This window comes from Clostridium sp. CM037 (assembly GCF_055081095.1).
On record NZ_CM143650.1, the window covers coordinates 3,083,090 to 3,109,540 of the forward strand.

The window sequence follows — 26,451 nt, forward strand, 5'->3', positions numbered from 1 at the left end:
ACTAGAAACTTATTAGAGTTCCTTCTAAAATACATCCTCTATTATTTAACAGGATGAAATTTTTCGAATACCTTTCTTACCATTGGCACTATATAATGGCTTCCACCTCTTTCTTTTACATCCTCAGCCATAGCTATTACAAGAAGATCAGGACTATCCGTATTAACTGCCGCAAACCATCCTAATTCTGTACCATTAACATCATCTTGAGATAGCTTTATTTCTGCAGTTCCAGTCTTTCCTGCTAAGCTTAGTCCTTTAATATATGCTTGATGTCCAGTACCTCTAGGATTTTCAACAACCTGAGTTAAATCCTTTAAAATTGTGCTTGCCACCTCTTCTGAAAAAACATTAGACTTCCACATTTCTGACTTTGCAGTTCCATTATATTTAATATATGGTTTTATCATACTGCCCTTATTAACAAAGGAACTATAAATAGCTGCTAAATGAAGAGGATTTATCAATACTTCACCTTGTCCATATCCACTATCTGCTAGCTGAACTTCACCTTTTATATCTCCATCTGCATCAAATTGAGATTTAGACAATCCATATTCAAAAGGAATTTTTTCACCTAAGCCAAATTCTTTTAACTCTGCTTGAAGCGTATCCTTGCCGATATCTAATGCTGCCTGTGCAAAATATATGTTGTCCGAATGAATAAAAGCATTTCTTAGATCTGATGGTTGTCCATAATCTACAACTCTTGTAACAAAATAATTCCCAAAGCTTTTATCCTTCTGCCATCTAAGTCCTGAAATATTCTTAGAAATTTCTGCATCAATCTTCTTTGTTTTAAGTCCTATGGCAGCAATTACTGGCTTAAAAACTGATCCAGGACATAAATTGCTTTGAAATCTGTTATACAAAGGCTTTTTCTTATCTTCATTTAAACTTTTCCATAAATCTTGCGACATTCCCATGACAAAATTATTAGGATCATATGAAGGGGTACTAACAAGAGCGAGTACTTCACCAGTTTTAGGATTCATTGCTACTGAAGTTCCTGCATCTTTACTTAATTCATCATAAAGAAGACTCTGCATATCAGCATCTATGGTTAACTTTAAATCTTCACCATTTTGTACTGCTTTACTAATTAAAGACTTTTTCTTTTTATTATTTTTATCTACTACATATATTTCATATCCATTTTTTCCTCTAAGTGTTTTTTCATATATTTTCTCCAAACCAGTTTTCCCAATTATATCATCCTTTCTATAGCCTTCCTCCTTATTTTTTTCAATTTCCTCCGCACTTATTGCTTGAATATATCCTATTAGATGTGCAGCTTTTTCCTTTAACGGATATACTCTTGCTTTCTTCTCATTTACCATTACTCCTGGTATTTCTAATAGCGCACTTATTTTTTCTGTTTCATCCTCAGATATTGTTTTTATAGGAATAAACATGTCTGGTTTTACATATGTAGCTGACAGCTTTTTATTAATATCTTCTAGGGAGACTTGTAGTATTTTTGAAACATTTCCCTTTGATTTAGCTGCATCATTACCAAGCTTTTCTGGTATAATATCTATTTCAGCTACTGTACCATCCAGTGCCAAGGATTTATCATTTTTATCCTTTATTTCACCTCTTTTAGCATACAAGGTAGCTACACGTATCTTATCTTCATTCTCAAGTTCAGGGAAAATCATCTTGCTGCTCCATAGAATTTTCCATGTTTTATTCTTGCTATCTTTAATTAATTCACCAGTATTATCAAAAGTTAATTTACCTGCTATCGTATCCATTATAACCTCAAACTTAACACTCTCTATGCTTGAATCATATTTCTTTTTTTCTGAATCCTTAATTTTAACATCAATTTCTTTTAATTCAATTCCACTATAAATATTTTTATAACGCTGAACAAAATCTGCTTCACTAATCTTTTTTCTACTTTCCGCATCAATCATATTGTACATTAATGCAAAATCTTTTTTCTTCCATGAATTCACATAACTATCAAAATATTTATTCGCTGAAATGGTTTTAGTTTTATTCCACCATAGGAAATATATACCTGATACTAGCGTAACTATCACTAAAATAACTAAGACTAATTTTTTACATCTATAAAACTTACCATTCAAAAATTTGTTTTTCATTTAATAAATACCTCTCCTTTAATATTGTACTTAATTCAATATAACTTTTACTTTCTTTCTATAGATTACAGTAGTAATCTATAGAAAGATTACTACTGTAATTCATAAATGTCAACTGTTTTTTTATACCTGGACATAGAGACACAACATACTTCTGACATCCTCTTTCAATTACAACAAAAACCGCACTAGATCTCTCCAATACGTTAATATGTATTCGTGGGTTTCATTGGCGGTGGCGAAACTCCGCTCCCCCTATTGGGGTAGTGGCAGCAAATAAAACGTTATACAGACTCAAAACATTTACTTTGAATTATTTACCTTAGGGGTAGTAACCGCGAAACGCGGATTTTATAAGTTAAGACATATATTACTAAAATAACGATAACTTCAGGGGGAATATTAAATATACTCGTGTTATTTTAATATTTTTCTCAAAGATCTTAAATTAGCTAATATATATTTTTTATTACCTTTTTAGTTAACATTATCAATACTATACTTCTACTTTAACTAACTTGTTTTGAGCAAAAAAATAACGTTTAATGATTAAACCCCAGATATATCAATGCTTTACATTGATGTAAAAATTTCATAAATATACATATTGTAAGAGTATCAATTCTTCCATTAAATCAGTTTCATAAAATGCCTTGTAGCCCTATCGTTTGAAGGGATACAACAATCTTTAATAATTTTACATAATTAGTATTAATCAATAGAATATTAGACTCAAAATCCAGTGTTAGAAATACCAGCTCTGCCACCCGTAATATAAATGGTTTTAGTGAATACCAATATGTTTGTTTGAAATAAAAGACTTGTGTAAATAAATGTTTATTAAAAAAATTGCAGCGACGCTCCCTTTCCATATCTTAAAAATTAAAATATCACTTGATAACCATTCCACCCAATTAATTAATAGATATCATTTCTACAGTTACCATCTACATATACAAAAAATAATATAAGTACATTTCAAATAAACATTTATTCTTTATTCCGTTTTTCTGTTTTTTCTAACAATCCTTCTCTCACTGCTTTTTTCTATATTTACTGATAGTAGAAACAGTTATGCCTAATGTTTTGAAATTTACGGAAGAAATTTTCCATCTTTTGCTAACCTAGTTACTTTTTGAGTAGCATACTTGGGATTTAGCCTTACATGTAATTTATCGTCTTTATGTATGCCTAATTTCTTTTTAAAGTTAAATATAGCAGCTAAGCCTTCTTTGGATAAAGTCGAAATGAATGCATCATAAATATGAATGGGCTGCAATTCCCCTATAGATCTAAGCCCTTGTGATTCAAGAGAACAAAGGAACTGCGTACAGTATACTCGTCGTACATTTATAGTTGATTCTTTGTTTCCATGCTTTCGCATAAAGGACAGATAATCATTCAGATAGGAACGTAAAACAGCAGGATATATCAACCCTTTCGAAGAATGCATACGAACATAGGGTTTTTCATCTAAGATATCATTTAAACGATTAATGATTGTCTTTACATAATTGTACCAGCTTGATGACGGATTATTCTGTTGCCTCCACTCTTCAATAAAATGCGAACATATCTCTAAATATGTGTGAATCGAACACACCCAAGCTGGTCTTAGCAGGTCAACACAGTTTTGAAGACTGTTTAAATGCTTATCTATAACAAATTTTATTATAATATAAAGCACTCAAAAGTTAGTGTTTTGAGTGCTTTAACGTCTTTTTACATTGTTTTGATACCAGTATGAAATAGTATGGAAATATATGCAGCGTTGTCAAAATGCAGTCAAGAGAGATACCTTAGCAATGCAATCAAATTATATTTTACGAAGAAAAACTGCCAAAATATATATAAATAGTTATCCTCACTGGCTTTCGCCAAACTGTCGCTTTGCTCCCTTTTTTTAGTTTGCTGTCCAGACCCCTTAGGCGGTAACTGAAAGTTACCTCCTTGATAATTTTACAACACCTAAAAAAAGGCTGAGTTTTACATAAAAGTAAACTCAGCCTTTTCTTATATTGTTTTAAAAAAACATATATTTATGATACTTCTTTTAAATCGGGGATAATCTCTCCACGAATTTCTGCAGCAGTATGTATTTTATAATTTTTAAACATAATAGACCCTACGTAACCACTGAAAATACTAACTATAATACAACCTAAGGCTGTTATTAGCACTTTAGAAGCTGGATTATATGCAAACATTACTGCGAACCCTGCTATAGGGGTTGCTGTTCCTGGAGAATTATTTACAAGTCCCATTAATGCAATTATTACTCCACATAAAGAACCACCTATAAAATTAGTTACATAAATTGGTATGGGATTTGCTGTGGTTATATCAGCTTGTGTTAGAGGTTCTATAGCTACTGCAATTGTATCTTTTTTACTTCCAAATTTCATTCTTGTAAATAATACGAAATTCATAAATGATGAACCAAATACTGCTAATGCGCCTATAGCCATAGGTGCACCGGTAAGCCCAAGCATTGCGGTTAAAGCCATTGAACTAAGAGGTGCAGTGGCAACAACGGTTATTGTTCCTCCAAGTACTATACCCATTATTATTGGACTAGAACTTGACGCAGAAGTTAAAATTCTACCAATATTTAATAGTGTGCCATCTACTACAGGAGTCATACAGTTTCCTATAAATCTAGTTAATGGAGCTGCAAAAACAATTATAACTATTAAGTCTAAGCCTCCTGGTAATTTCTTTTCTAGATATTTAACTACAAATGACATAAGGTATCCAGCTATAAATCCGGGTAAGATACCAATACCAGAACAAGATAGCCCAATCAATACTGCATATATTGGTGAAACTCCAAGAGCTAGAGGTACAAGTATTGCAGCGGCTACTCCTCCTAAACTACCATTAGATAAACCAACTTCTTTCAAAAAATTTAATTTTAATACATCACCAAAAAATGCAGACTGAAAAGCTTCAACTAGAAAGCTTGCACAGGCAGCACTTGCTAGTGCACCCATCGCTTTCATTCCTTCAGGTGCTTTGCAACTAAAAAGTGTAAATAAAGCTAATACTAATAATAAAAGACCAGTTCCTATTAAAATATTCATTGTTTTTTTCTCCTTATAATTCCAAATTTATTTTTTTGAAAACACCTTATCTTTAAGTGCTAGACCAGTTTTAGTAACAGCAAGGCCACCAAGAGCTGTTTCTCTTAAGGAAGCTGGTAATTCAATGCCGATTTTATACATTGCAGATAATGTATCATCAAATGGTATTTTTGAAGAAACACCAGCCATAACTAAATCAGCGGTAGAAAGTGCACTAATTGCACCAGCTACATTCCTTTTTGCACAAGGAATTTCAACTAGCCCTGCAACTGGATCACAAACAAGTCCTAATACATTTTTAAATACGATGGCACCAGCATTTAAGCTCATCTCTGGTGTTCCTCCCATCATTTCCACAACTGCAGCTGAGGCCATGGCAGCTGCAGAACCACACTCTGACTGACAACCACCTTCTGCACCTGCAAAGGTTGCATTCATTCCAATAATCATACCAACTGCAGAAGCTGCAAATAATCCGTCAATCATTTCATCAGTACTTTTTCCAAGCTTTTCACCAGCAGTTAATATTACAGCTGGAAGTATCCCACAGGATCCAGCTGTTGGACACGCTACTATTTTACCCATAGAACCATTGACTTCTGAAGAAGATAACGCCATAGCCATAGCTTTTACAGCAGTGTCTCCTAAAAGTGATTTACCAGATTCTAAATATTTTTGCAGTTTATAAGCATCTCCACCTATAAGACCACTTAATGAATAAACTTCTTTTTCTCTTCCAGAAGTAGCACCTTGTCTCATTACATCAAGGATTTCTTTCATATGCTGAAATAATTCTTCTCGTGAAATATCCTTTTGTTCAATTTCAAGATTTATTGCATATTCACTTAATTTTATATTTTCTGTTTTACATATTTCGATAAGTTCACTAGCTGACTTCGCTATCATTATGTTTCCTCCTTGTTTCTGGATTAATAACTATTACTTTGTTTATTCCAGTAATTTTTTTTATATCTTTTACTAAAGAATCGCTAATAGTACTATCTACTTCAAAAGTCATAGTTGCAGATTTTCCTTTTTCGCCTCTAACAAGTTTTAAAAAAGCAATATTAATTTTATCCTCATAAATAAGGTCTGACACTTTTGCTACTGTTCCCGGGATATCATCATGACAAGTGATAATAGTAGGATATACACCGGTTATAAGAACACTATTTCCGTTTATTTCATTTATTTCTACATTACCGCCACCAATAGACGAACCCATTATTTCAAAATAATCATTATTAACATCTGTTATTAACAATTTAACTGTATTGGGATGTACTTGTCCAAGATCATACTCAATAAATTTTATTTTTAAGCCTTTACTTTCAGCAATTGAAATAGAATTTCTAAGATCATCATCACTTGGTTCCATTCCAAGTATGCCAGCAACTAGTGCTCTATCAGTTCCATGACCTTTGTAAGTTTTACCAAAAGACCCATGAAGTAAGAATGTAACCTCTTTTATATCAGCTCCAACAATAGTTTTTGCTATTTTACCAAGTCTAGCAGCACCCGCTGTATGAGAAGATGATGGACCGACCATTATAGGACCTATAATATCAAAAACACCAAAATTTTTCATGTTAGGTGTTCCTCCTTTCGTCAATATAATACAATTTATTTTACATTTTTAATGTTAAACGATTTCAATTTAAAAGTCAAGAAAACATGATTATTAATTAATAAGGGAGCTGAAAGAAAATAACAAGTCAAAGATTATGTGAATGTTTTGTGCCAGGCAAAGAACATTCACATTTACATAGCTAGGCTATGTAAATGTTGTGGTGATGAAGCATAGTGCAAAATATGGCGGAATATGACTTGTTATTTTTTTGAAACTCCCTTATAAAAATTATTTGCATATAACTGTCTATACTTGTCTATATTTCTTTATTAAAAAACATTAAAATAACTTATACCTTTGTGGAATTTAGAACATATTTTACTTTCTGTACCAATTATATAAATGTTATTTAAACACACATATCAAAAGAGCATACGAATTGTATGCTCTTTTGATATGTTCTTTCCGTTGCTATTCTATTTTTTTAACCTATTTATCTCACTTTTTTCTATATTAAGTTCGTAGCATTACATACCCTACAATATACTTTAATCTTCAATACTTCTTTAATTACATATTTGGCATTATCTGAATAAACATTTAATCCCGTAGCTAAATATCTATTCGTTACCCCTTTTATTGAACTATCTATATCAAACCATACTGCTAATAATTCTATCTTTATGCCTTTAAATCTATCTAATATTCTAAGGTGACTTGTGTTTTTTATTTCTACCAGAGAGCCACTTATAATTCTACTTACATGTGGTTATTTGATACGTACTCTCACGTTCTACCAAACATGAAAAAGGAAGCTGTAAAAAAGCTTAATCAGATTTTCGAAAATTAATCTAAAAATTTTGTTGTCAAAGCCAAAATAAAACGCGGCTCAGATAACATAAAAATATGTATCTAAGCCGCAGTCTGCCTATTTAATTGGCGGGAATATGTGTGAATCGAACACACCCAACCTGGTCTTAGCAGGTCAACACAGTTTTGAAGACTGGCAGGCACACCAGCACCTATCTACTCCCATAAAAATTTAACTCTAGTACCATTTTATCACAAATAATCATACTATGATATCTTTTGTAAAATTAAATTTTATTTCTGTAGATTGCAATATAAAATGTCCGAAATTTTCAAGAAAAATATAATGTTAAGTTGTAATGGTTTTCCGTTCCATCATATTAGCAGATAGACCGTTAAAAATCCTTCTTGGATAATTGTTGATCCAGTGCTGTATTTGCATAATTTGTTTTTTAGAGAATGCTGAAATATCCACACCTTTTGGGATAAATCGTCGTATCATTTTATTGATATTCTCGTTTGTGCCTCGTTCCCATGAACTATATGGATGGGCATAATATACTTTAGTTCTCTTTTGTTTATTCCTTACTGAGGTCTCAATACCCTCGAAATCAAGGTTCTCACAGCCGTTATCACAGGTGATTGTTTTAAATGTTTTTGAGAATGCCATTCCCATTTTACGCTCCAATTTGTCCAATTCCTTCACAACAGCGACCTGTGATTTAGAAGGTATTTTAAAGATTAACTCCTTGCGAGTTACTCTTTCGCTTAACACCATTAATACAGTCTTTGTACCCTGCTTTCCTACTACGGTGTCCATTTCCCAGTGCCCTATCTCATCACGTGCAGCTACCGCTGTAGGTCTTTCTGATATGCTTGTCCCTTTGGTATTGTTATACGCCGGCCTTATTTTTTTATAGTTTCTCTTTTTGGCATTCTTTTTAACAGGCAGATCTTTGTTACTTATGTTTAAGAATAAATTATTATCCAAATAGTTATACACAGTTTTGAAGCAAATAGTTGTTTCGAATTGTAGATCTTTATTTGTTATATTTTGAATAGCTGCATACGGAGATTCGCCATATTTACCAATGGCTTTTTCTAAGTACTTCACCAATTTGTGATCTTTCCCTATTTTCAATGCAGGCCCTTTTGCTGTGCCTTGTCTGTCATGTTCTGACTGCCCAATTTCTGCGCTATATTCCATTCGAGTGGTTAAATCACTATTCAATAATTCTACTATTCCTTTAGCAATTTCACGCCTTATTGTACGCTCTGAACGTCCACCTATTTGCTCCGCAATACAGCTTGAATTTAGCCCCATTTTGTATAATGTCTCTATCTTTATACGATCCTCATATGTTAGGTGTTTACCTTTTTTGTTCTCTGTGATAAAATTTGATTGACTCATTTGAAATCCTCCTGTACTTGTGTTGGTTTAGTCACTTAACATTGTACAAGATTTTTTCTCTTGAGTCTTTATTTTTTGTTCTATGGTCATTTCATTTTACAACTTACCATTAAATTTTATTTCCAACTGCTATAAAAGCACCCTACTATCTCCCACACGTTTAGTGAATTTTATTCCATCTAAATGTTCTAGTAAAATAAGTCCATATTTTCTATTAGTATTCATCATGTCTTTAAACTGTGCAATAGTAATGCTTTCATTTTCATCAATATAATTTTTAACTTTATGTTTTATTTCTTTATAATAATCATTTAATAGGTAGCATTCTGTGTTTATTTTAAAGAGTATTTCTTCATCAAGTAGTAGCTCAAATACCATAGTAAAAATCTTTTTCTCCTTTGAAGCCTCGAGTAATTCACCATATTTTGGTGGGGCATAGTATGCATCTTCAAAGACTTTTATAATTGTGTTTCTTACTGATTGTTGCTCTTTGGTAAGTACTATTTCATAACCATATTCACCTATAAACTTGCTTTTAAGATTAATTACTTTTTTTTGCTCAAGCCCAAATAGCAAATCATCATATGTCTTCTGTTTTATATTTTTTCCAAATACTTTTATTTTAATTTCTTCCTTTGAGATTCCAAGCTTGAGCGGATTAATTTTATGATAATCCGAAGTAAGCTTTAAAAGAGTATTTACCTTTTTATTTAAATAGTTTATATGAATATAAACTGGAGAATCTCCACCTTTAAGCTTTAGTAGCTTTTGATTTAAAACTAAAATATTAAGCTTTTCCTGAACATCTCCTTCATTTTTACCTAGTGATTTCAATATGTCAGAAATTTTTGGATATTCTGAGCTTAATTTTTCTACAGTTTTTTCAATAATACTCTCAGAGTGCCCACTTTCTTTTATTTTAAGATCTTCTATGTAGTCCCAATGAAACCTCTTAGCCTTTGGCGCTGAGGTCTCTATTATCGAGCCTCCACCAATCGTATACATTGGTGAATAATTTCTAATTACAAATCTATCATTTCTTTGAGCTGTAAGAGGCTTTTCAAGCCTAAGCTGTACATATGCTTCCTCTCCCGGATTTATTTCCTCAAGGTCAAGTATTACTACTCTGCAAATAATTTCACTTGTTCCATGGTACAATCTTACCCTTTGTCTATTTACAAGAGGTTTTGAATTGCTCAATAAATAGTAAAGCTTACAATCTACCATAAGAGATGGTTCCATTACGCTTTCTATTGAAATGACATCTCCTCTTTCGATATCTTTGATTTTAACATTTGCAATGTTTAAAGCACACCTTTGACCTGCCTCTGCAATTTTAACTGGATTATCATGCACTTGAATTCCTCTTATTTTGGACATTAATTTTGAGGGGTACATCATAACTGTTTGCCCTTCCTCAATTTTACCGCTAATAACAGTACCAGTTACAACAGTTCCAAACCCACTTACCGAAAACACCCTATCAACAGGAAGCCTAAAATGCCCTGTTATATCCTTTGAACGTACCTTCTGCGTCATCGTATCTATCTCACATGCAAGTTCCGATATTCCTTGCCTAGTTTTAGATGATACGCAATGGACTTGTGCATTCTCTAGGAAACTGTCTTTAAATTGCTCCTTAACGTCATCTTTTACCATTGAAAGCCATTCTTCTTCCACCATGTCAATTTTAGTAAGCACAATAATTCCTTTTTTTACATCAAGTAGTTGAAGTATTTCAAAATGCTCTTTTGTCTGAGGCATAATACCCTCATCAGCAGCAATTACCATTAAAACTATATCAATAGAACTTACACCCGCCAGCATATTTTTAATAAATTTCTCATGACCAGGAACATCTATTATTCCTGCTCTTCTTCCAGACGGGAGATCAAAACAGGCAAACCCTAAATTTATCGATATTCCTCTGTCTTTTTCTTCCTTTAAGGTATCAGTTTCTCTACCTGTAAGTGCTTTTACAAGTGATGTTTTACCATGATCTATATGCCCCGCTGTACCAATTATAATATGTTTCATAGTTATCACCACCCCAAATAAAATTTCAATTTAGATCCATTTTTTTAAAAGCTTCTGATATTACTTCAAAATCATTATCAGCAATAGTCCTTAAATCGAGTATGACCTCATCATTACTTACGCGTACTATAATCGGAACTTTATTTAGCCTAAGCCTCTTTTCAATTTCCTCTGAGGGTAAATTACTACTTTTAACTTTAATTACAAAGGTCGCTATCCGTGCCTCGGGCATTGAACCCCCACCTACCATAGAAAAATCTTCGCAAACTTTTAATGTAAAATTTTCTGAATTTGAATTAAGTTTTCTTTTAAGCTTCAACGCTCTTTTTTTATGAAGCTCCTTAGAGCTTAATATCATATAAAGTGTAGGAATGTTTTCCACAGCTTCATTTTCATCAAAGTAATATTTAAGTGTGCCTTCAAGCGCCGCAAGAGTCATTTTATCAATCCTAAGTGCTCTAGTAAGTTGATTTTTTTTCATCATATCTATGTATTTCTTTTTACCTACTATAATCCCTGCTTGAGGTCCTCCGAGCATCTTATCTCCGCTAAATGTAATAACATCTACCCCTTTTTTTACACTTTCTTGAACTGTTGGTTCATGAGTAAAACCGTACTTTGAAAAATCAACGAGAGTTCCACTACCAATATCTTCAATTACTGGAATGTCATTCTTAAGTCCTATTTCAACTAATTCCTCATTAGGAACCTCAAGTGTATACCCAAGAATTTTAAAGTTTGAAGTATGTACTTTTAATAATACCCCCGTATTTTCATTTATGTTACTCTCATAATCATGAGGGTGGGTTCTGTTAGTTGTTCCAACCTCTATTAGCTTTGCACCGCTAAATCTCATTACATCTGGTATTCTAAAAGAGCCCCCAATTTCTACAAGCTGTCCTCTTGATACAATTGCTTCCTTCCCGCTGCACAGTGTATTTAATGTCAAAAGTACTGCTGCGGCATTATTATTAACAACCAATGCAGCTTCGGCCCCCGTAATTTTCGTAAGGATATCCTCAACATGACTGTATCTAGATCCCCTTTTCCCATCAGCTAAGTTATATTCAAGATTGCTATAATTGTTAGCTATATTTAATACACCTTCTACTGCATTTTTCGAAAGCCTCGACCTTCCCAAATTTGTATGAATAATTACTCCAGTGCAATTGATTATCTTTTTTAAACTTACAGATTTTTTTTCCTCTATATTTCTTTTAAATTGCTGAAGGATATCTTTTGTTTCAAAGTTTTCTAAATCTCCAGATAAAATGTTTTTTCTAAATAGATCAATTGTTTCCCTAAGTGCATCAACAACCTTGACTCTCGATGTTTTTAACAAAACATCAATTACAAAAGCTTCATTTAAAAGACCATCAATTTTTGGTAATTTTCGTAGCAGTAAATTTTTTTCCATTTTTATTCTCCATTCTGTTTTTACTCTACAATAATATATTTATCTCCATATTCAAGAACTTCACCAATAATTTCAGATTTCAATTCAAGTTCTGAAAGTTCTTCAATTAGTTTTTCAGCTTCTCTTTTAGTACATGAAACCAGTAGTCCTCCAGATGTCTGAGGATCAAATATAATATCCTCCAGCCAAGGTTCAATATTTCTAAGCTCGTATTCCTCTTTTATATAATCCCTATTTTTATAAGAACCTGCCGGTACTAAACCCATTTCAGCGTACTCTTTTGCCTCTTTGATATATGGTATTTTATTCTTCCAAAGCTTTAGTGTAACTTTTGAAGCCTTAGCCATTTCAAAGCAGTGCCCCATAATTCCAAATCCAGTTATATCAGTACAGGCGTTTATTTCATGTGATGCTATTATTTCTCCAGCATATTTATTCAAAGTAGTCATAACCTTTACTGCTTGATTATATGCATTAACAGACGCGACGCCTCCTTTTATTGCAGTGTTCACTATACCCGTACCTAAAGGTTTTGTAAGTATCAGTACATCGCAAACCTCACATCCATAATTTTTCAGAATTTTATCCGGATGCACAAAACCAGTGACTGATAAGCCATATTTGGGCTCATTATCATCAACTGAATGTCCTCCTATGACAATTGCTCCTGCTTCAATTACTTTATCTGCTCCACCTCTAAGTATTTCTCCAAGTATATCCATAGAAATGCAGGTCGGGAAACAAACTATATTAAGTGCAAGCGTTGGTTTTCCTCCCATTGCATATATGTCGCTTAAAGAATTCGCCGCTGCAATTTGTCCAAAAGTATATGGATCATCCACTACAGGAGTGAAAAAATCCAAAGTTTGTATCATTGCCATTTCATCATTTATCTTATAAACAGCTGCATCATCGGAAGTTTCAATTCCGACAATCAAATTTTCATCCACCATTTTAGGTAATTGGCTTAATATTTTAGAAAGAGCCTCCGGCCCTATTTTAGCTGCTCAACCAGAGGATCTTGTCATTTCTGTTAGTTTTGTTGTCAAAATGATCCCTCCTTTTTTACTCTATATTTAAAATCTTTATTATGTAAAGTATTATATAGTACTTTACATAATAAAATAATTTGATTCAGTTACTAAATAATCTTTATCCATATAATCGCCTAATAAGAATATATTACCATGCTACTATGACTAGGTCAATATTGAATGCTGGTCGTAGTCCACTATGAAAATGAGCTTTTAGACGAATTATAAATAGATACTACTTTTATATTTGTAACTTAACTCTATAAACTAAAAACCTCACATTTTGTGAGGTTTCTAATGATTACTATGCTATAACTACATTTCTGCAACCATTATACGTCGCTATCTCTCCTAATTCCTTCATGATTTCCTCCTTAGGAGTGTAACTGTTTATAATTTCAGATCGTACGCCCATTTTCCTATATTTTATAATTTTATATCTTATAGCTGGGTTTAATAGCGCAATAAACTTGCTAATTTTATCTGCGTTTTTCCATAAGTCCAGCTAGATTTAATCTAGATAAAGTTCAACTTCGCCCACCTATGGTTAAATAAAGAAAATTCTCTGCATATTCTTATTGTTATCTGCATAAAATAGTGATACGATTTATGCAGATAACAAATAGTTAATGTAGGAGGAGTGCCATGAGAATATTTAATTACTTTGCAATAGATTCAGAACTTTTTACTCCAGATATAGTAAACCTTCTTTCTGCTATTCATGAATATAAAGGCAAGCAGGAGTTGTTTATTGAAGCCCAACCAGATATTTTAAAAGCTATGCTTCAGGTTGCAAAGATTCAAAGTACCGGTGCTTCAAATCGAATTGAAGGGATTTATACTTCGGAAACCCGTTTGAATGAATTGGTAATAAACAAAGCTGAACCGATAAATCGAAATGAACAGGAAATAGCTGGATACCGTGAAGTGTTAAATACCCTCCATGAAAATTATGAATATATCACTCCACAACCCAATGTTATTCTGCAACTACATCGCGACTTATATTTATACAATCCATCTTCTATGGGTGGACGATGGAAAAATACAGATAATATTATTGAGGAAGTAGACTATGAAGGAAAGCATCAGATACGTTTTCAGCCTTTACCAGCTTATGCTACTGCTGATGCAATGGAATCACTTAGCACTGAATTTTTAAAAGCTATAGATCGAGGCGAAATAGACCCACTGCTGCTTATTTCAAAATTCATTTTAGATTTTCTTTGTATTCACCCCTTCAATGATGGAAATGGGAGAATGAGCAGATTATTGACGCTACTGTTGCTTTATCAACAGGGGTATATTGTTGGTAAATATATAAGTATTGAGATGATAATTGAAAAGACCAAAGAAACCTACTATGATACTTTGAAACAAAGTTCAACCCTATGGCATGAAGGAAAAAATAGCTATGCACCATTTGTAAAATATTATCTTGGTGTTATTTTAAGTGCTTATAAGGAGTTTGCAAGTCGAGTAGAAACAGTCCTTAATAAAGGACTTACAAAGTCTGAGCGAATTCGTTATATTTTTTCAAATAAAGTAGGCAAGATTACAAAATCAGAAATTGCGGCCTTATGCCCAGATATTAGTGTTACAACAATTGAGAAAGCACTTTCAGATTTATTAAAAGAGGAATACATTATAAAAATCGGTGTTGGTCGTAGTACATCTTATATTCGAAATCACAAGTCATGAGAGTCAACTGCAAACCTTACATCCATAATTTTTTAGAAGGTGAATAGGTTTAAAAATTTCCATACCCTGAGAAAATTCATGTAAATATGTTTAATTATATATAAAAGTACCCTATAGGGTAGGCTTTTCTAGCTGTCTACTCTATAAGGTACATTATACTATTGCCTAGTGGTCTTCATCATTTTCATATAAATACATCTTACTATTAAAATATATTATTTATCTATATACAAACATAGATAATACTAAAAGTACAAGTGTAATAACAAATGTTATTACTATCAACTTCCATATGAATTTAACCCATCTCTCATATGGTACTTTACCCATAACTAATCCAGCCATAATAACCGGACATGTTGGTGAAAATAAGCTTAACAATCCATTTGCAGCTTGATAAGCAGTTATTACTATATGTCTTGGCACAGCAGAAAAGTCGGCTAAAGGTGCCAGAATTGGCATCGTAACAGTTGCAAGCCCTGATGTTGAAGGTATTAAGAATGACATAGGTAAATAGAATAAATAAGTAAATACAGTGAACCCTATTGATCCTTTTCCTTTAAGACAAATTTCGCCCAAATGTAAAACTGTGTCAGAAATATGTCCTGCATCCATTACAACAGTAATACCCCTTGCCAGACCTATTATTATCGCAACCCCTAACAAATCACGTGCACCGTCTATAAAAATAGGAAGGAATTTTTCCTCTTTATATCCTGCTATTATAGCTATAATTATACTAGATACAAGGAATACTCCTGCGAGTTCACCAAACCACCAGCCTAGTGTTGGAATGAATTTAATACCTAAATCACTAAACGGAATAATTCCCATTACCATTACTACGAAAGTTAACCCAAAAACAGTAAGTATAAGTTTTCTTCTACCTGTTAATTCAGGGATATCGTTTTCATTCCTATTTCCAAGAAAATGCTTCTTGTGTCCATTGTGCAAATCATAAATCAATGATTTAGTAGGATCTGCCTTAACCATTTCACCATATTTCATAGTCCAGAATATACCTAAAGCTACAAAAGTAACAAGAAGTACCATTCTTATTCCAATTCCTTCACCAATGGAAATGCCGGCAAATTTACATGCTATACTAATAGCAAATGGGCTAGTTAAAGATGCCATAGCTGCCATTCCTGACCCTAGCTTTATAACGGCAACTGCTGTAAGCGTGTCATACCCAGCTGCAAGAAACACTGGTATTAATATTGGGAAGAATGCTAGTGTTTCTTCATCCATACCGAAAGTTGTTCCCCCTATTGTGAAGAATAGCATTATCAATGGTATAAGCCATCGTTCTTTTCCAGCTAGCTTTTTAACAAGTCTACCTATACCTGCATCTATTGCCCCAGTCTTCATAACTGTTCCTAAGAATCCACCTATTACAATAACAAATAATATAACATCTACTGCGTCATAGAATCCAATTATAGGAGCTAAAACAATATCTTTAAAACCCTGTGGGTTTGAAGGAACTGCGTGATATGTTCCTGGGATAAGCTGTAGTTTATCAGCGTTTGGATCTAGAAAGTTATATTGTCCTGCTGGCACTATCCATGTAAGAATCGCTACCATTACAATTATAATAGCCAAAATAGTATAAGCCGTTGGCATCTTGAATTTCTTTTTCATATGTTAGTCCTCCTATCAATTACTTGCTTTTATTACCCTCTTTCTTTGCTGCTTTCTCTAAACATATTAAAATGTAGAGTTTCTTTAAATTTATTAGTATCAACTGAATAATCTCTTACCTCTTAGTTATTTCCCTATGTATTATTTACAGTTATCGTAAGTCTTCCAAGAATATCATCCCTTGAATGAAATACTGGAAGCTCTCTGTCAATTATTGACACAATTATACAATAAATTTAGACCACTAGTATTTATATTATATCGTAAATCAAATAAATTACCACCATTTTTAACCAATTAATTAATTGAAATACTTTTAACTAATTCAATTAGCACCAGATGATGTAATTAATATGATTATTTTACACTAAACCAGAATAGAAATGTTATTATCCATGCTAAATTAAGAGAAAAAATGAAAATGGATAGAGGCCTAGCACGTGGGAAATAAGATGATTTGAATAATAAAGAGCATCCAAGCGGATGCTCTTTATTATTTAATTGATTGTTTCTTCATTCATAGTTATTATTTCTTCATTCAATTCAAATAAATCTTCAAAAATTCCATCAATAGTATTTTCATCAATAAATGCTCTCAATTTTGGGTTACGCTCTTCCGTATTAATATACTGAATAAAATAACCTCCTACTTTTTCAGCAATACTTAATTTAATAGATATGTTTTGCTGAAGCCTATCTTTGTTAAATAAAATAAAAGTAACATTTTTATCAGAACATTCTATTTTGATTTTTTTATAATACTTTATATCTATATATTCATTTGAATCTGTTGTTGCTCGAATATTCTTTATATTGTATTTGTCTAGATTACTATTAAATACCTCAACAAAGTTTTGCATTGCTCTGCCAATAATGCTTTTATCAATAGTCAAATTTCTTAATTGTAAAACTAATTCTTCTTTCCAATTCATCTTATTCACCGCCCCTATAAGATATTACCTTCTATTAAATAAGGTAATATCTTATATCGTTAGAAATATAAAGGTACCTACATTATATCTCCTACTATTAAGCTATTCCAGAATCTAAAAAAGATACCAATTTCTCAGTATCCAACAACGGTAGATAAACTAAAAACCTCACATTTTGTGAGGTTTCTAATAATTACTATACTATAACTACACTTCTGCAACCATTATACGTCGCTATCTCTCCTAATTCCTCCATGAATTCCTCCTTAGGAGTGTAACTGTTTATGATTTCAGATCGTACGCCCATTTGCCTATATTTTATAAGTTTATATCTTATATCTGGATTTAACGACACAATAAACTTGCTGATTTTATCTACATTATTGTGATTCTCTAAAACTTCTGGTACAACAACCGTTCTAATTTCATAAATTTTATTTAACTTAGCTAAATATTTTACATTTTCTATAACAATAGTATTTTCCATACCCGTAAGTCTCTTATGTTCCTCGTTAGTATAGGATTTTATATCTACCATTGCCATATCCATTACATCCACTAGCTCTTCATGTTCCCATAAAGGTACCGAACCATTGGTATCCACAAAACATGTTAAATTCATTTTTTTAACTTCTCTAAATAAATGTATTAAAAACTCACTTTGAAGGGTGCACTCACCACCTGAGACTGTAATTCCAGAGATAAAAACTTTATTCTTCTCTACCTCGCGTACGACTTCTTCTACAGTCATGCTTTGTGCTCTAGGGGAGCTATTCCTTTTGCAAAATCTTATACATTCATCACATTTACTACAGGCTCTTTTATCCCATACTACATTAGAAGCCTTAAATTGTAATGCATTATAATGGCAAGCATCTATGCATTCCCCACAACTATTACAAATATTTATAGTCTCTGGGTTGTGACAATAAGAACAGTTAAAATTACACCCTTGCAAAAATATGGCAGTCCTATTTCCCGGTCCATCCACCGAGCTAAAGGGAATAATTCGGTTAACTAATCCCTTAATCATTTTTTCTTACCTTTCTTTCCAGTACCTTTTGATTCAGAACTGCCCCAAGTCCTAATGCTACTGTATCCTGTAACACCTGATGCCCCTCTTGTAATTTTTTCATTTCTGATCTTTTAACAAGATATCCAGTAATTCTTATTACATCACAATCAGTAGAATATGCTGAAAAATATCTCATTTGTTTTTTAAAAGCACCCTTGATAATATCAAGCACATACTCCGGATTACTTTTAACCGTGCTATCAAAATTAAATATATCGCCTATTCCTGAGGGAAAGAACTTATGAAATTTAGCAGACTCTACTATATGCTGTGGAAGTTCAGGTTCATCTCCAATTGGAATCCTGCATCCTGGACTTATTCCCATATCAGAATCAATACCCACTTGAGCATGTAACAGATATCTACCTTTCGATATATTGCAGTGAGGATCATTATATTTATTAACCTCAGATTCTAACTTTTCAATAATTCTATATCCTAAAGTATTAGCTATTTCACTATGGCCAAACCTATTTTCTAATTTAGAAGAATCAATAAAACAATTTACACATTCAGCAAGTCCAAACATCCCAAACATGCCTGTGAAGTTATCTTTACTTATTAATCCTTCCCTTACTAAGAAATTGGTCTCAAAGAAACCACTTTCCTCCACTAAAAATCTAATTCTTTCACGCATATACCTAGCCATTTTCTCTACTGCATCTGGCAATATAACATTTATAAATTCATCTTGGTTTTTTGCTTTTTTAGCAAGTCCAGCTAAATTTAATCTAGATAAAGTGTAACTTCCCCCACCTATAGTCAATCCATTATAGCAACTAACTATTCCGTAATTCCCAGTAAACTCATTTGAGAACATTTCATGATTAGCAAAACTTGGTTTTGCAGTTATTAAGGCAGTGTTAATTGCATCAATAGCAAAATCATCTGGAGTACTTGTACTATATTTTAAAGTTAAGTTAGGAATTGCATTTTGCAGTTCTCTTTCTGCTCTTAATATTAATCTTCCTGCCTTAGTATCTTCTGGCCCTATATTTGCATGACAAAAAGAATCTGTTATGGTTCTGTCTATATGTGTTAAAAATAATTTTATAGCATGAAAAGCTTCTTCTTCATCTAAGACAAACGGTTCCAAGAGATAATCAATATTCCCTATATATACTGGGAATGAAGAAATTGATGGCACATGTCTGTATAATATTAATAAACTATTTGTAGCCTCCCAAATATCCTTTGGTGGCGTGAGTCCTAAAAATTCACTTCCATTTTTCATGAATTTCTGATAGTTAGGTACTATATACCTAGGTCTATACGGTGCATGGCCTTCAAAAAGATCACATATTATTCCCTCATCGCGAAGCATCTGAGTATCCCTTCTAATATTTAGAACGTCTATACTGTCTTCCGCTGCTCTAGCAAGGGTTAATACCTTTTGCTCGTAGGTTAAGGTCCCGTTTTTAATAATTTCTAAAATGTTGTTCATTATAACACCACTCCATTTAAATTATTTTAACCACATTTTCAAATTGGTTGTTTAACATATAAGTATGTTAATTTGTTATATGCTGTTATTAATATTCTATATTGAATGTCTTTCTTTTGCAAAGGTTTTCTACTCCCTAACCCTTCCATAAATCTTTTGGATATGCATATAACTAGAGCCCTAGGGCTCTTCAGGTTGTTTACAAACCCAGTATAATTTTTTTATTATACTGGGCTTTTTACATGCAATTATGCGATAGCATTTTGAGTTATGGATAAATTTAAAATAACAACTATCTTCTTAGTTAGAAAATCAAAAAACAGTAAAGATAGCAGGCTAGCTATCTTTTTCATATTCTGCACTGCTGCTGTAAGCAGACACTGCTCTTGCACATTTTCTAATCCACGCATATGGCAATAGCGAAGCCCATGCAGTTGTTTTGAATCTGCGAAGCTTCGCTCTATAGTTTCTTTTCTTCTTCTATATATATTTCTGCCTTTATCTGTTCTGGTGAACTTTACAACATCTTCTTTATACGTTTCCCAAACATGTCTTCTAATAGTTTTAAACTTGCTTTTTGCAGAAAAGCATTGAGCTCTGTTTGGACATATGTCGCAATATTTTGCATTACCAACATATTCTTTATATCCTTCTCTTGTTGTTGTTTTATAATGTAAAGCCCTTAAGTCAGGGCATACGTAAATGTCCTGCTCTTTAACATATTGGAATTTATTTTTTGTGTACATTCCTTTTGTATGTGGAGACCTACGGTATCCCATTACAGATTTTAATTCCCTCTCATATAGTTTTTTACATATAAGATTTGTAGCATAACCAGCATCTGCACCAACATATTTTGTATTAAAATTAAACTTTTTTATTTGCACATCTAATCTATCGATATAAGGATCAACATCATTTATGTTTCCAGGAGTAACATACACATCAGTAATTATATTATGTCTGCTATCGACAGTTCTGTGATCTAAATATGAGAAGCCTTCCGGCTTGCCATCTCTCATCATATATCCACTGTCAGGGTCGGTTGTGCTAACTTTAGTTTCTTTTATTTTGGTAACAGGTTCTTTTTCTTTTAAAGGTTTTTTACCATGGTTTATTCTATCTTCTTCTACTGCTTTATTAAGTTCAGCTATATATTCTTTCGGCGTTTTTTCAACTTCAATTTTCACAAGCTTTCGCTTATTAGCATTTGCTTTTAGGTGTGTAGAATCTGTGTAAAGTATTTTACCGGTTACCATCTTAAGATTTATAGCCTTAAATACTACTTTGTCAAATATTTTTTGAAACACATCTGTACCTTTAAACCGTCTACGTCTATTTTGGCTAATTGTTGAATGATCTGGAATAGGATCAGTAAGACTTAGTCCTAGAAACCATCTATAAGCCACATTTACTTCAATGTCCTTTACAAGTTGTCGTTCAGATTTTATTCCAAATAAGTACCCAATAAACAGCATTTTAAAAAGTATAATAGGATCTACGCCAGGTCTTCCATTATCTAAGCAGTAATATTTTTTAGTCAGTTCTCTTATAAAAGAGAAATCCATGTATTTATCTATATTTCTCAGAATATGGTCTTTAGGAACTAAATCTTCTAAATACACCATTTCTAGTTTTTGTTGTGTGAAGTTCTTTTCATTAATCATAATAATGCCCTCCGAATTATAAAGTTTGTATACTATATATATTCGACATTGATGTCCTAAAATCCTTTTTGAATATGAAAAAAACACTCCAATTTTAAATTAGGGTGTTTTACATTTTATGTTTGTCAACGGTCTGTAGAGCCCTAGGGCTCTTCTTCAGTTTTATTATATTTTAAATGCACTAAAGTCAAGGAGATTTAATCACTTTGTGATTAAATCTCCTTGACTTTCAATATGATTTTCTTGTTGACAACACAAGTTTTCAGTTTATTATATTTTTTATTATGATATTACTATTCTACAGAAATTGCATCAACAGGGCATTGTTCTTCTGCTTCCTTTGCACTACTTACGAGATTTTCTGCCACTTCATCTGGCGATGCCACAGCTTTTCCGTCATCTTCCATTTGAAAGATTTCTGGACATACCCCTGGGCATAATCCACATCCAATGCATATATCTTTATCAACGTGAGCCTTCATTAATATCACCCCTTCAATATAGTTTAGTACTCTCGGAAACTCTCAAGCCATTGCTAATTCTAGGTTCATTTTTATTCATATATCAACTTCACCCCAGAATTTCTTCGAGTTTTATATCTTTCGGGTAGCATAGATAGTCTAAGCTATCCCTAGTATTATCGATTTTTTTTAATTAAATAGTTTTAAATAAGACTTGACAGCAGTAAAAATTTCGCAAAATGAATTTTGTATATTATTACCATTTTTCATTTATAAGGAGTGATTTTTATGTTAACTGTTAAGGCCTCACATACTCAATATCAAAATTTTGTTGAAACATTTCTAGAAAAATTCTTTATTCAAAATAATCAAGAAATTACTTTGTTTGAGCGTAGTTCAATAATAACAAAAATCTGGTCTGCCGACCTAACCGGAATTGTCCCTCTAATACAAAGTGCTTATTCTAAATCCAATCAAGGGGCTCCGCCCAAAGATGCGGTAGCTTTACTCAGATCACTTATTATTATGGCTTATTGTAAAGAAACCAGCATATCATCTTGGATAAAGACATTACGTTCAGAACCGTTTTATGCAATTCTGTCAGGCTTTATCCCTGCTTGCTACTCGCCTTTTAAAGCCGAAGGCATAGTTGCTGATCAAATACCTGGCATAGGTACTTTTTATGATTTTATGGATAGGCTGATTCATAAGGATAAAATCCTATATAAATCCAAACTGCGTAAATTGAAACGTAAACCAAGTAAAAAACAAAAGAAAAACCAAAAGATGAATAACTCCAAATCTGGTGTAGTCGAACGTTTAGTTAAAAGAATCTTAAAATATGATAATTCTAAGCTTTCTGACAGAATAGAATCCAAAATGAACAACATACTTAAGGAATTATTTGTTATTCCTTCCTTATCAATGGGCATTTTGGGTGACCCTTCTAAACTAAATATTGCTGGTGATGGAACTTGTATGCCTACACAGGCTTCGCCTTATGGTAAAAAAGTTTGTGATTGCAAACTTAAACCAGGAGAGCATTGTGCTTGTTATCGAAAGTTTACCGATCCCAGTGCTAGCTGGGGTTGGGATAGCTTTAATGAACACTATTACTATGGTCAAACTTATCACGGGTTCACTGCCTGTGATAGTTTTTACAGCCTACCTATCCATATTAAATTTGTTAGTGCAGCACGGCATGATTCTGTTACCGGTGTTTATGCACTTAAAGAGATTGTAGATTTATACCCTGAAATTAAATTCTATTCCGTAGCCTTAGATTCTGCCTATGATGCTAATGCATTTTATCTTTTATGCATGCATTATGGAATAAATCCTATTATTGATTTAAATTCACGTTCTTTAAAACCTTCATCAGGCAGTGATTTTGTTGAACTTGACGATAAGGGCATTCCTCATGGGAAAATTTGTGGACATCAGCTTCGTAATTGGGGAATCGTCCGTAAGGAATTTAGGCATAAATGGTTATTCCCAGTTCAATGTGACCACTGTGAAAAATGTCCTATTAAAAGCAAGAAAATTTATTACACTAAAACATTAGATAATCCAAGATATTTTACTCCTATACTAAGAGGTTCAAAGCAATGGAAATCTCTTTATAAACGACGTTCAACTACTGAAAGGTGTTGGGATAGAATAAACAACGACTTCCATGCTGAAAAAGCGATTATCTATTCCGTTGGTCGCAGAATAACAAGAGTATTTCTTGGTGCATTTTGCTGTTTTATAGATGCTTGGGCTAATGAAAAAGAGGTAACAATTGCTGATATCTTCCCGGTTTTCAAGAAAATAGCTGCCTAATTTATAATCAGTTTTAACTCAATAACCAGCCTACGGCTTTTTTAAAATAGTGTATAAAAAAGCCTTTTTATCATGCCTACTATTAATTCAAGTATAGCATTTCATCCAAATAAATACTTTTATTCCTCAAATATGGGAATTGTTAATTATTGTTTTTCGAGTACACTCATAGTTATAGTACTCTCGGAAACTCTCAAGCCATTGCTAATTCTAGGTTCATTTTTATTCATATATCAACTTCACCCCAGAATTTCTTCGAGTTTTATATCTTTCGGGTAGCATAGATAGTCTAAGCTATCCCTAGTATTATCGATTTTTTTTAATTAAATAGTTTTAAATAAGACTTGACAGCAGTAAAAATTTCGCAAAATGAATTTTGTATATTATTACCATTTTTCATTTATAAGGAGTGATTTTTATGTTAACTGTTAAGGCCTCACATACTCAATATCAAAATTTTGTTGAAACATTTCTAGAAAAATTCTTTATTCAAAATAATCAAGAAATTACTTTGTTTGAGCGTAGTTCAATAATAACAAAAATCTGGTCTGCCGACCTAACCGGAATTGTCCCTCTAATACAAAGTGCTTATTCTAAATCCAATCAAGGGGCTCCGCCCAAAGATGCGGTAGCTTTACTCAGATCACTTATTATTATGGCTTATTGTAAAGAAACCAGCATATCATCTTGGATAAAGACATTACGTTCAGAACCGTTTTATGCAATTCTGTCAGGCTTTATCCCTGCTTGCTACTCGCCTTTTAAAGCCGAAGGCATAGTTGCTGATCAAATACCTGGCATAGGTACTTTTTATGATTTTATGGATAGGCTGATTCATAAGGATAAAATCCTATATAAATCCAAACTGCGTAAATTGAAACGTAAACCAAGTAAAAAACAAAAGAAAAACCAAAAGATGAATAACTCCAAATCTGGTGTAGTCGAACGTTTAGTTAAAAGAATCTTAAAATATGATAATTCTAAGCTTTCTGACAGAATAGAATCCAAAATGAACAACATACTTAAGGAATTATTTGTTATTCCTTCCTTATCAATGGGCATTTTGGGTGACCCTTCTAAACTAAATATTGCTGGTGATGGAACTTGTATGCCTACACAGGCTTCGCCTTATGGTAAAAAAGTTTGTGATTGCAAACTTAAACCAGGAGAGCATTGTGCTTGTTATCGAAAGTTTACCGATCCCAGTGCTAGCTGGGGTTGGGATAGCTTTAATGAACACTATTACTATGGTCAAACTTATCACGGGTTCACTGCCTGTGATAGTTTTTACAGCCTACCTATCCATATTAAATTTGTTAGTGCAGCACGGCATGATTCTGTTACCGGTGTTTATGCACTTAAAGAGATTGTAGATTTATACCCTGAAATTAAATTCTATTCCGTAGCCTTAGATTCTGCCTATGATGCTAATGCATTTTATCTTTTATGCATGCATTATGGAATAAATCCTATTATTGATTTAAATTCACGTTCTTTAAAACCTTCATCAGGCAGTGATTTTGTTGAACTTGACGATAAGGGCATTCCTCATGGGAAAATTTGTGGACATCAGCTTCGTAATTGGGGAATCGTCCGTAAGGAATTTAGGCATAAATGGTTATTCCCAGTTCAATGTGACCACTGTGAAAAATGTCCTATTAAAAGCAAGAAAATTTATTACACTAAAACATTAGATAATCCAAGATATTTTACTCCTATACTAAGAGGTTCAAAGCAATGGAAATCTCTTTATAAACGACGTTCAACTACTGAAAGGTGTTGGGATAGAATAAACAACGACTTCCATGCTGAAAAAGCGATTATCTATTCCGTTGGTCGCAGAATAACAAGAGTATTTCTTGGTGCATTTTGCTGTTTTATAGATGCTTGGGCTAATGAAAAAGAGGTAACAATTGCTGATATCTTCCCGGTTTTCAAGAAAATAGCTGCCTAATTTATAATCAGTTTTAACTCAATAACCAGCCTACGGCTTTTTTAAAATAGTGTATAAAAAAGCCTTTTTATCATGCCTACTATTAATTCAAGTATAGCATTTCATCCAAATAAATACTTTTATTCCTCAAATATGGGAATTGTTAATTATTGTTTTTCGAGTACACTCATAGTTATAGTACTCTCGGAAACTCTCAAGCCATTGCTAATTCTAGGTTCATTTTTATTCATATATCAACTTCACCCCAGAATTTCTTCGAGTTTTATATCTTTC

At 32.7% G+C, this 26,451-nt stretch carries 18 protein-coding genes and 1 tRNA gene; 3 read left to right on the plus strand and 16 right to left on the minus strand.

The features are described from left to right. Positions 1-41: 41 nt before the first annotated feature. From ACWJKP_RS14925 to selD, 10 genes are all read right to left on the minus strand, one after another. Positions 42-2,114, minus strand: a complete 2,073-nt coding sequence (locus ACWJKP_RS14925) for a penicillin-binding transpeptidase domain-containing protein (RefSeq protein WP_165413460.1) — start codon at positions 2,112-2,114, stop codon at positions 42-44. A gap of 1,093 nt (positions 2,115-3,207) precedes the next feature. Next, positions 3,208-3,498, minus strand: a complete 291-nt coding sequence (locus ACWJKP_RS14930; protein ID WP_165413459.1) for a hypothetical protein — start codon at positions 3,496-3,498, stop codon at positions 3,208-3,210. Between the two features lie 655 nt (positions 3,499-4,153). Beyond that, positions 4,154-5,197 carry a PTS sugar transporter subunit IIC gene (locus ACWJKP_RS14935; protein ID WP_165413458.1) on the minus strand — a complete coding sequence of 348 codons (1,044 nt, stop codon included), beginning with the start codon at positions 5,195-5,197 and terminating at the stop codon, positions 4,154-4,156. Between the two features lie 27 nt (positions 5,198-5,224). Continuing rightward, the gene (gene sdaAA, locus ACWJKP_RS14940; protein WP_165413457.1) at positions 5,225-6,103 is read right to left on the minus strand and encodes an L-serine ammonia-lyase, iron-sulfur-dependent, subunit alpha; all 879 of its coding nucleotides are present in this window, start codon (positions 6,101-6,103) and stop codon (positions 5,225-5,227) included. Then, on the minus strand, positions 6,084-6,785 hold the full coding sequence (gene sdaAB, locus ACWJKP_RS14945) for an L-serine ammonia-lyase, iron-sulfur-dependent subunit beta (protein WP_165413456.1): 702 nt from the start codon (positions 6,783-6,785) through the stop codon (positions 6,084-6,086). The genes sdaAA and sdaAB overlap by 20 nt, the downstream gene beginning before the upstream one ends. A 919-nt stretch (positions 6,786-7,704) precedes the next feature. Next, positions 7,705-7,801: transfer RNA gene (locus tag ACWJKP_RS14950), tRNA-Sec, on the minus strand. Positions 7,802-7,926: 125 nt separating this feature from the next. After that, positions 7,927-8,988, minus strand: coding sequence for an IS30 family transposase (locus tag ACWJKP_RS14955; RefSeq protein WP_224578705.1), 1,062 nt, complete (start codon positions 8,986-8,988; stop codon positions 7,927-7,929). Positions 8,989-9,117: 129 nt separating this feature from the next. Next, a complete protein-coding gene (gene selB / locus ACWJKP_RS14960) occupies positions 9,118-11,025 on the minus strand; it encodes a selenocysteine-specific translation elongation factor (protein WP_165413455.1) in 1,908 nt (635 codons plus the stop codon). A gap of 25 nt (positions 11,026-11,050) precedes the next feature. Then, entirely contained in the window at positions 11,051-12,442 is a 1,392-nt protein-coding gene (selA, locus tag ACWJKP_RS14965) for an L-seryl-tRNA(Sec) selenium transferase (RefSeq protein ID WP_165413454.1), read from the minus strand. A 20-nt stretch (positions 12,443-12,462) separates the two neighbouring features. Further along, positions 12,463-13,470 carry a selenide, water dikinase SelD gene (gene selD / locus ACWJKP_RS14970; protein WP_258876006.1) on the minus strand — a complete coding sequence of 336 codons (1,008 nt, stop codon included), beginning with the start codon at positions 13,468-13,470 and terminating at the stop codon, positions 12,463-12,465. A gap of 651 nt (positions 13,471-14,121) precedes the next feature. Here selD and ACWJKP_RS14975 point away from each other — a divergent pair. After that, positions 14,122-15,177 carry a Fic family protein gene (locus tag ACWJKP_RS14975; RefSeq protein WP_165413453.1) on the plus strand — a complete coding sequence of 352 codons (1,056 nt, stop codon included), beginning with the start codon at positions 14,122-14,124 and terminating at the stop codon, positions 15,175-15,177. A gap of 219 nt (positions 15,178-15,396) precedes the next feature. Here ACWJKP_RS14975 and ACWJKP_RS14980 read toward each other — a convergent pair whose 3' ends face one another. The 6 genes from ACWJKP_RS14980 to ACWJKP_RS15005 form a co-directional block, all read right to left on the minus strand. Then, positions 15,397-16,821 carry a YfcC family protein gene (locus ACWJKP_RS14980; RefSeq protein ID WP_165413452.1) on the minus strand — a complete coding sequence of 475 codons (1,425 nt, stop codon included), beginning with the start codon at positions 16,819-16,821 and terminating at the stop codon, positions 15,397-15,399. A gap of 497 nt (positions 16,822-17,318) precedes the next feature. Then, positions 17,319-17,753 carry a hypothetical protein gene (locus ACWJKP_RS14985; protein WP_165413451.1) on the minus strand — a complete coding sequence of 145 codons (435 nt, stop codon included), beginning with the start codon at positions 17,751-17,753 and terminating at the stop codon, positions 17,319-17,321. 196 nt (positions 17,754-17,949) lie between these two features. Continuing rightward, positions 17,950-18,786, minus strand: a complete 837-nt coding sequence (locus ACWJKP_RS14990; RefSeq protein WP_165413450.1) for a YjjW family glycine radical enzyme activase — start codon at positions 18,784-18,786, stop codon at positions 17,950-17,952. Then, positions 18,779-20,272 carry a YjjI family glycine radical enzyme gene (locus tag ACWJKP_RS14995; protein ID WP_165413449.1) on the minus strand — a complete coding sequence of 498 codons (1,494 nt, stop codon included), beginning with the start codon at positions 20,270-20,272 and terminating at the stop codon, positions 18,779-18,781. The genes ACWJKP_RS14990 and ACWJKP_RS14995 overlap by 8 nt, the downstream gene beginning before the upstream one ends. Positions 20,273-20,520: 248 nt before the next feature. Then, positions 20,521-21,939, minus strand: coding sequence for an IS1182 family transposase (locus tag ACWJKP_RS15000; RefSeq protein ID WP_224578821.1), 1,419 nt, complete (start codon positions 21,937-21,939; stop codon positions 20,521-20,523). A 293-nt stretch (positions 21,940-22,232) separates the two neighbouring features. Beyond that, positions 22,233-22,421 carry a ferredoxin gene (locus ACWJKP_RS15005; RefSeq protein WP_165415083.1) on the minus strand — a complete coding sequence of 63 codons (189 nt, stop codon included), beginning with the start codon at positions 22,419-22,421 and terminating at the stop codon, positions 22,233-22,235. Positions 22,422-22,688: 267 nt separating this feature from the next. Between ACWJKP_RS15005 and ACWJKP_RS15010 the strand changes: the two genes are divergently transcribed. Together ACWJKP_RS15010 and ACWJKP_RS15015 are read left to right on the plus strand one after the other, a co-directional pair. Then, positions 22,689-24,224, plus strand: coding sequence for a transposase (locus tag ACWJKP_RS15010; protein ID WP_224578683.1), 1,536 nt, complete (start codon positions 22,689-22,691; stop codon positions 24,222-24,224). Positions 24,225-24,642: 418 nt separating this feature from the next. After that, complete coding sequence (locus ACWJKP_RS15015; RefSeq protein WP_224578683.1) at positions 24,643-26,178, plus strand: transposase; 1,536 nt, start codon at positions 24,643-24,645, stop codon at positions 26,176-26,178. Positions 26,179-26,451 lie beyond the last annotated feature (273 nt).

What these genes read in the sequence shown, in the direction of transcription:
- ACWJKP_RS15015 (WP_224578683.1), top strand. Translation starts at nt 24,643, where the DNA reads ATGTTAACTGTTAAGGCCTCACATACTCAATATCAAAATTTTGTTGAA.
- ACWJKP_RS14925 (WP_165413460.1), bottom strand. Translation starts at nt 2,114, where the DNA reads ATGAAAAACAAATTTTTGAATGGTAAGTTTTATAGATGTAAAAAATTA.
- ACWJKP_RS15000 (WP_224578821.1), bottom strand. Translation starts at nt 21,939, where the DNA reads ATGATTAATGAAAAGAACTTCACACAACAAAAACTAGAAATGGTGTAT.
- sdaAA (WP_165413457.1), bottom strand. Translation starts at nt 6,103, where the DNA reads ATGATAGCGAAGTCAGCTAGTGAACTTATCGAAATATGTAAAACAGAA.
- ACWJKP_RS15010 (WP_224578683.1), top strand. Translation starts at nt 22,689, where the DNA reads ATGTTAACTGTTAAGGCCTCACATACTCAATATCAAAATTTTGTTGAA.
- ACWJKP_RS14990 (WP_165413450.1), bottom strand. Translation starts at nt 18,786, where the DNA reads ATGATTAAGGGATTAGTTAACCGAATTATTCCCTTTAGCTCGGTGGAT.
- ACWJKP_RS15005 (WP_165415083.1), bottom strand. Translation starts at nt 22,421, where the DNA reads ATGAAGGCTCACGTTGATAAAGATATATGCATTGGATGTGGATTATGC.
- selA (WP_165413454.1), bottom strand. Translation starts at nt 12,442, where the DNA reads ATGGAAAAAAATTTACTGCTACGAAAATTACCAAAAATTGATGGTCTT.
- ACWJKP_RS14980 (WP_165413452.1), bottom strand. Translation starts at nt 16,821, where the DNA reads ATGAAAAAGAAATTCAAGATGCCAACGGCTTATACTATTTTGGCTATT.
- sdaAB (WP_165413456.1), bottom strand. Translation starts at nt 6,785, where the DNA reads ATGAAAAATTTTGGTGTTTTTGATATTATAGGTCCTATAATGGTCGGT.
- ACWJKP_RS14935 (WP_165413458.1), bottom strand. Translation starts at nt 5,197, where the DNA reads ATGAATATTTTAATAGGAACTGGTCTTTTATTATTAGTATTAGCTTTA.
- ACWJKP_RS14985 (WP_165413451.1), bottom strand. Translation starts at nt 17,753, where the DNA reads ATGAATTGGAAAGAAGAATTAGTTTTACAATTAAGAAATTTGACTATT.
- ACWJKP_RS14930 (WP_165413459.1), bottom strand. Translation starts at nt 3,498, where the DNA reads ATGCGAAAGCATGGAAACAAAGAATCAACTATAAATGTACGACGAGTA.
- ACWJKP_RS14995 (WP_165413449.1), bottom strand. Translation starts at nt 20,272, where the DNA reads ATGAACAACATTTTAGAAATTATTAAAAACGGGACCTTAACCTACGAG.
- ACWJKP_RS14975 (WP_165413453.1), top strand. Translation starts at nt 14,122, where the DNA reads ATGAGAATATTTAATTACTTTGCAATAGATTCAGAACTTTTTACTCCA.
- ACWJKP_RS14955 (WP_224578705.1), bottom strand. Translation starts at nt 8,988, where the DNA reads ATGAGTCAATCAAATTTTATCACAGAGAACAAAAAAGGTAAACACCTA.
- selB (WP_165413455.1), bottom strand. Translation starts at nt 11,025, where the DNA reads ATGAAACATATTATAATTGGTACAGCGGGGCATATAGATCATGGTAAA.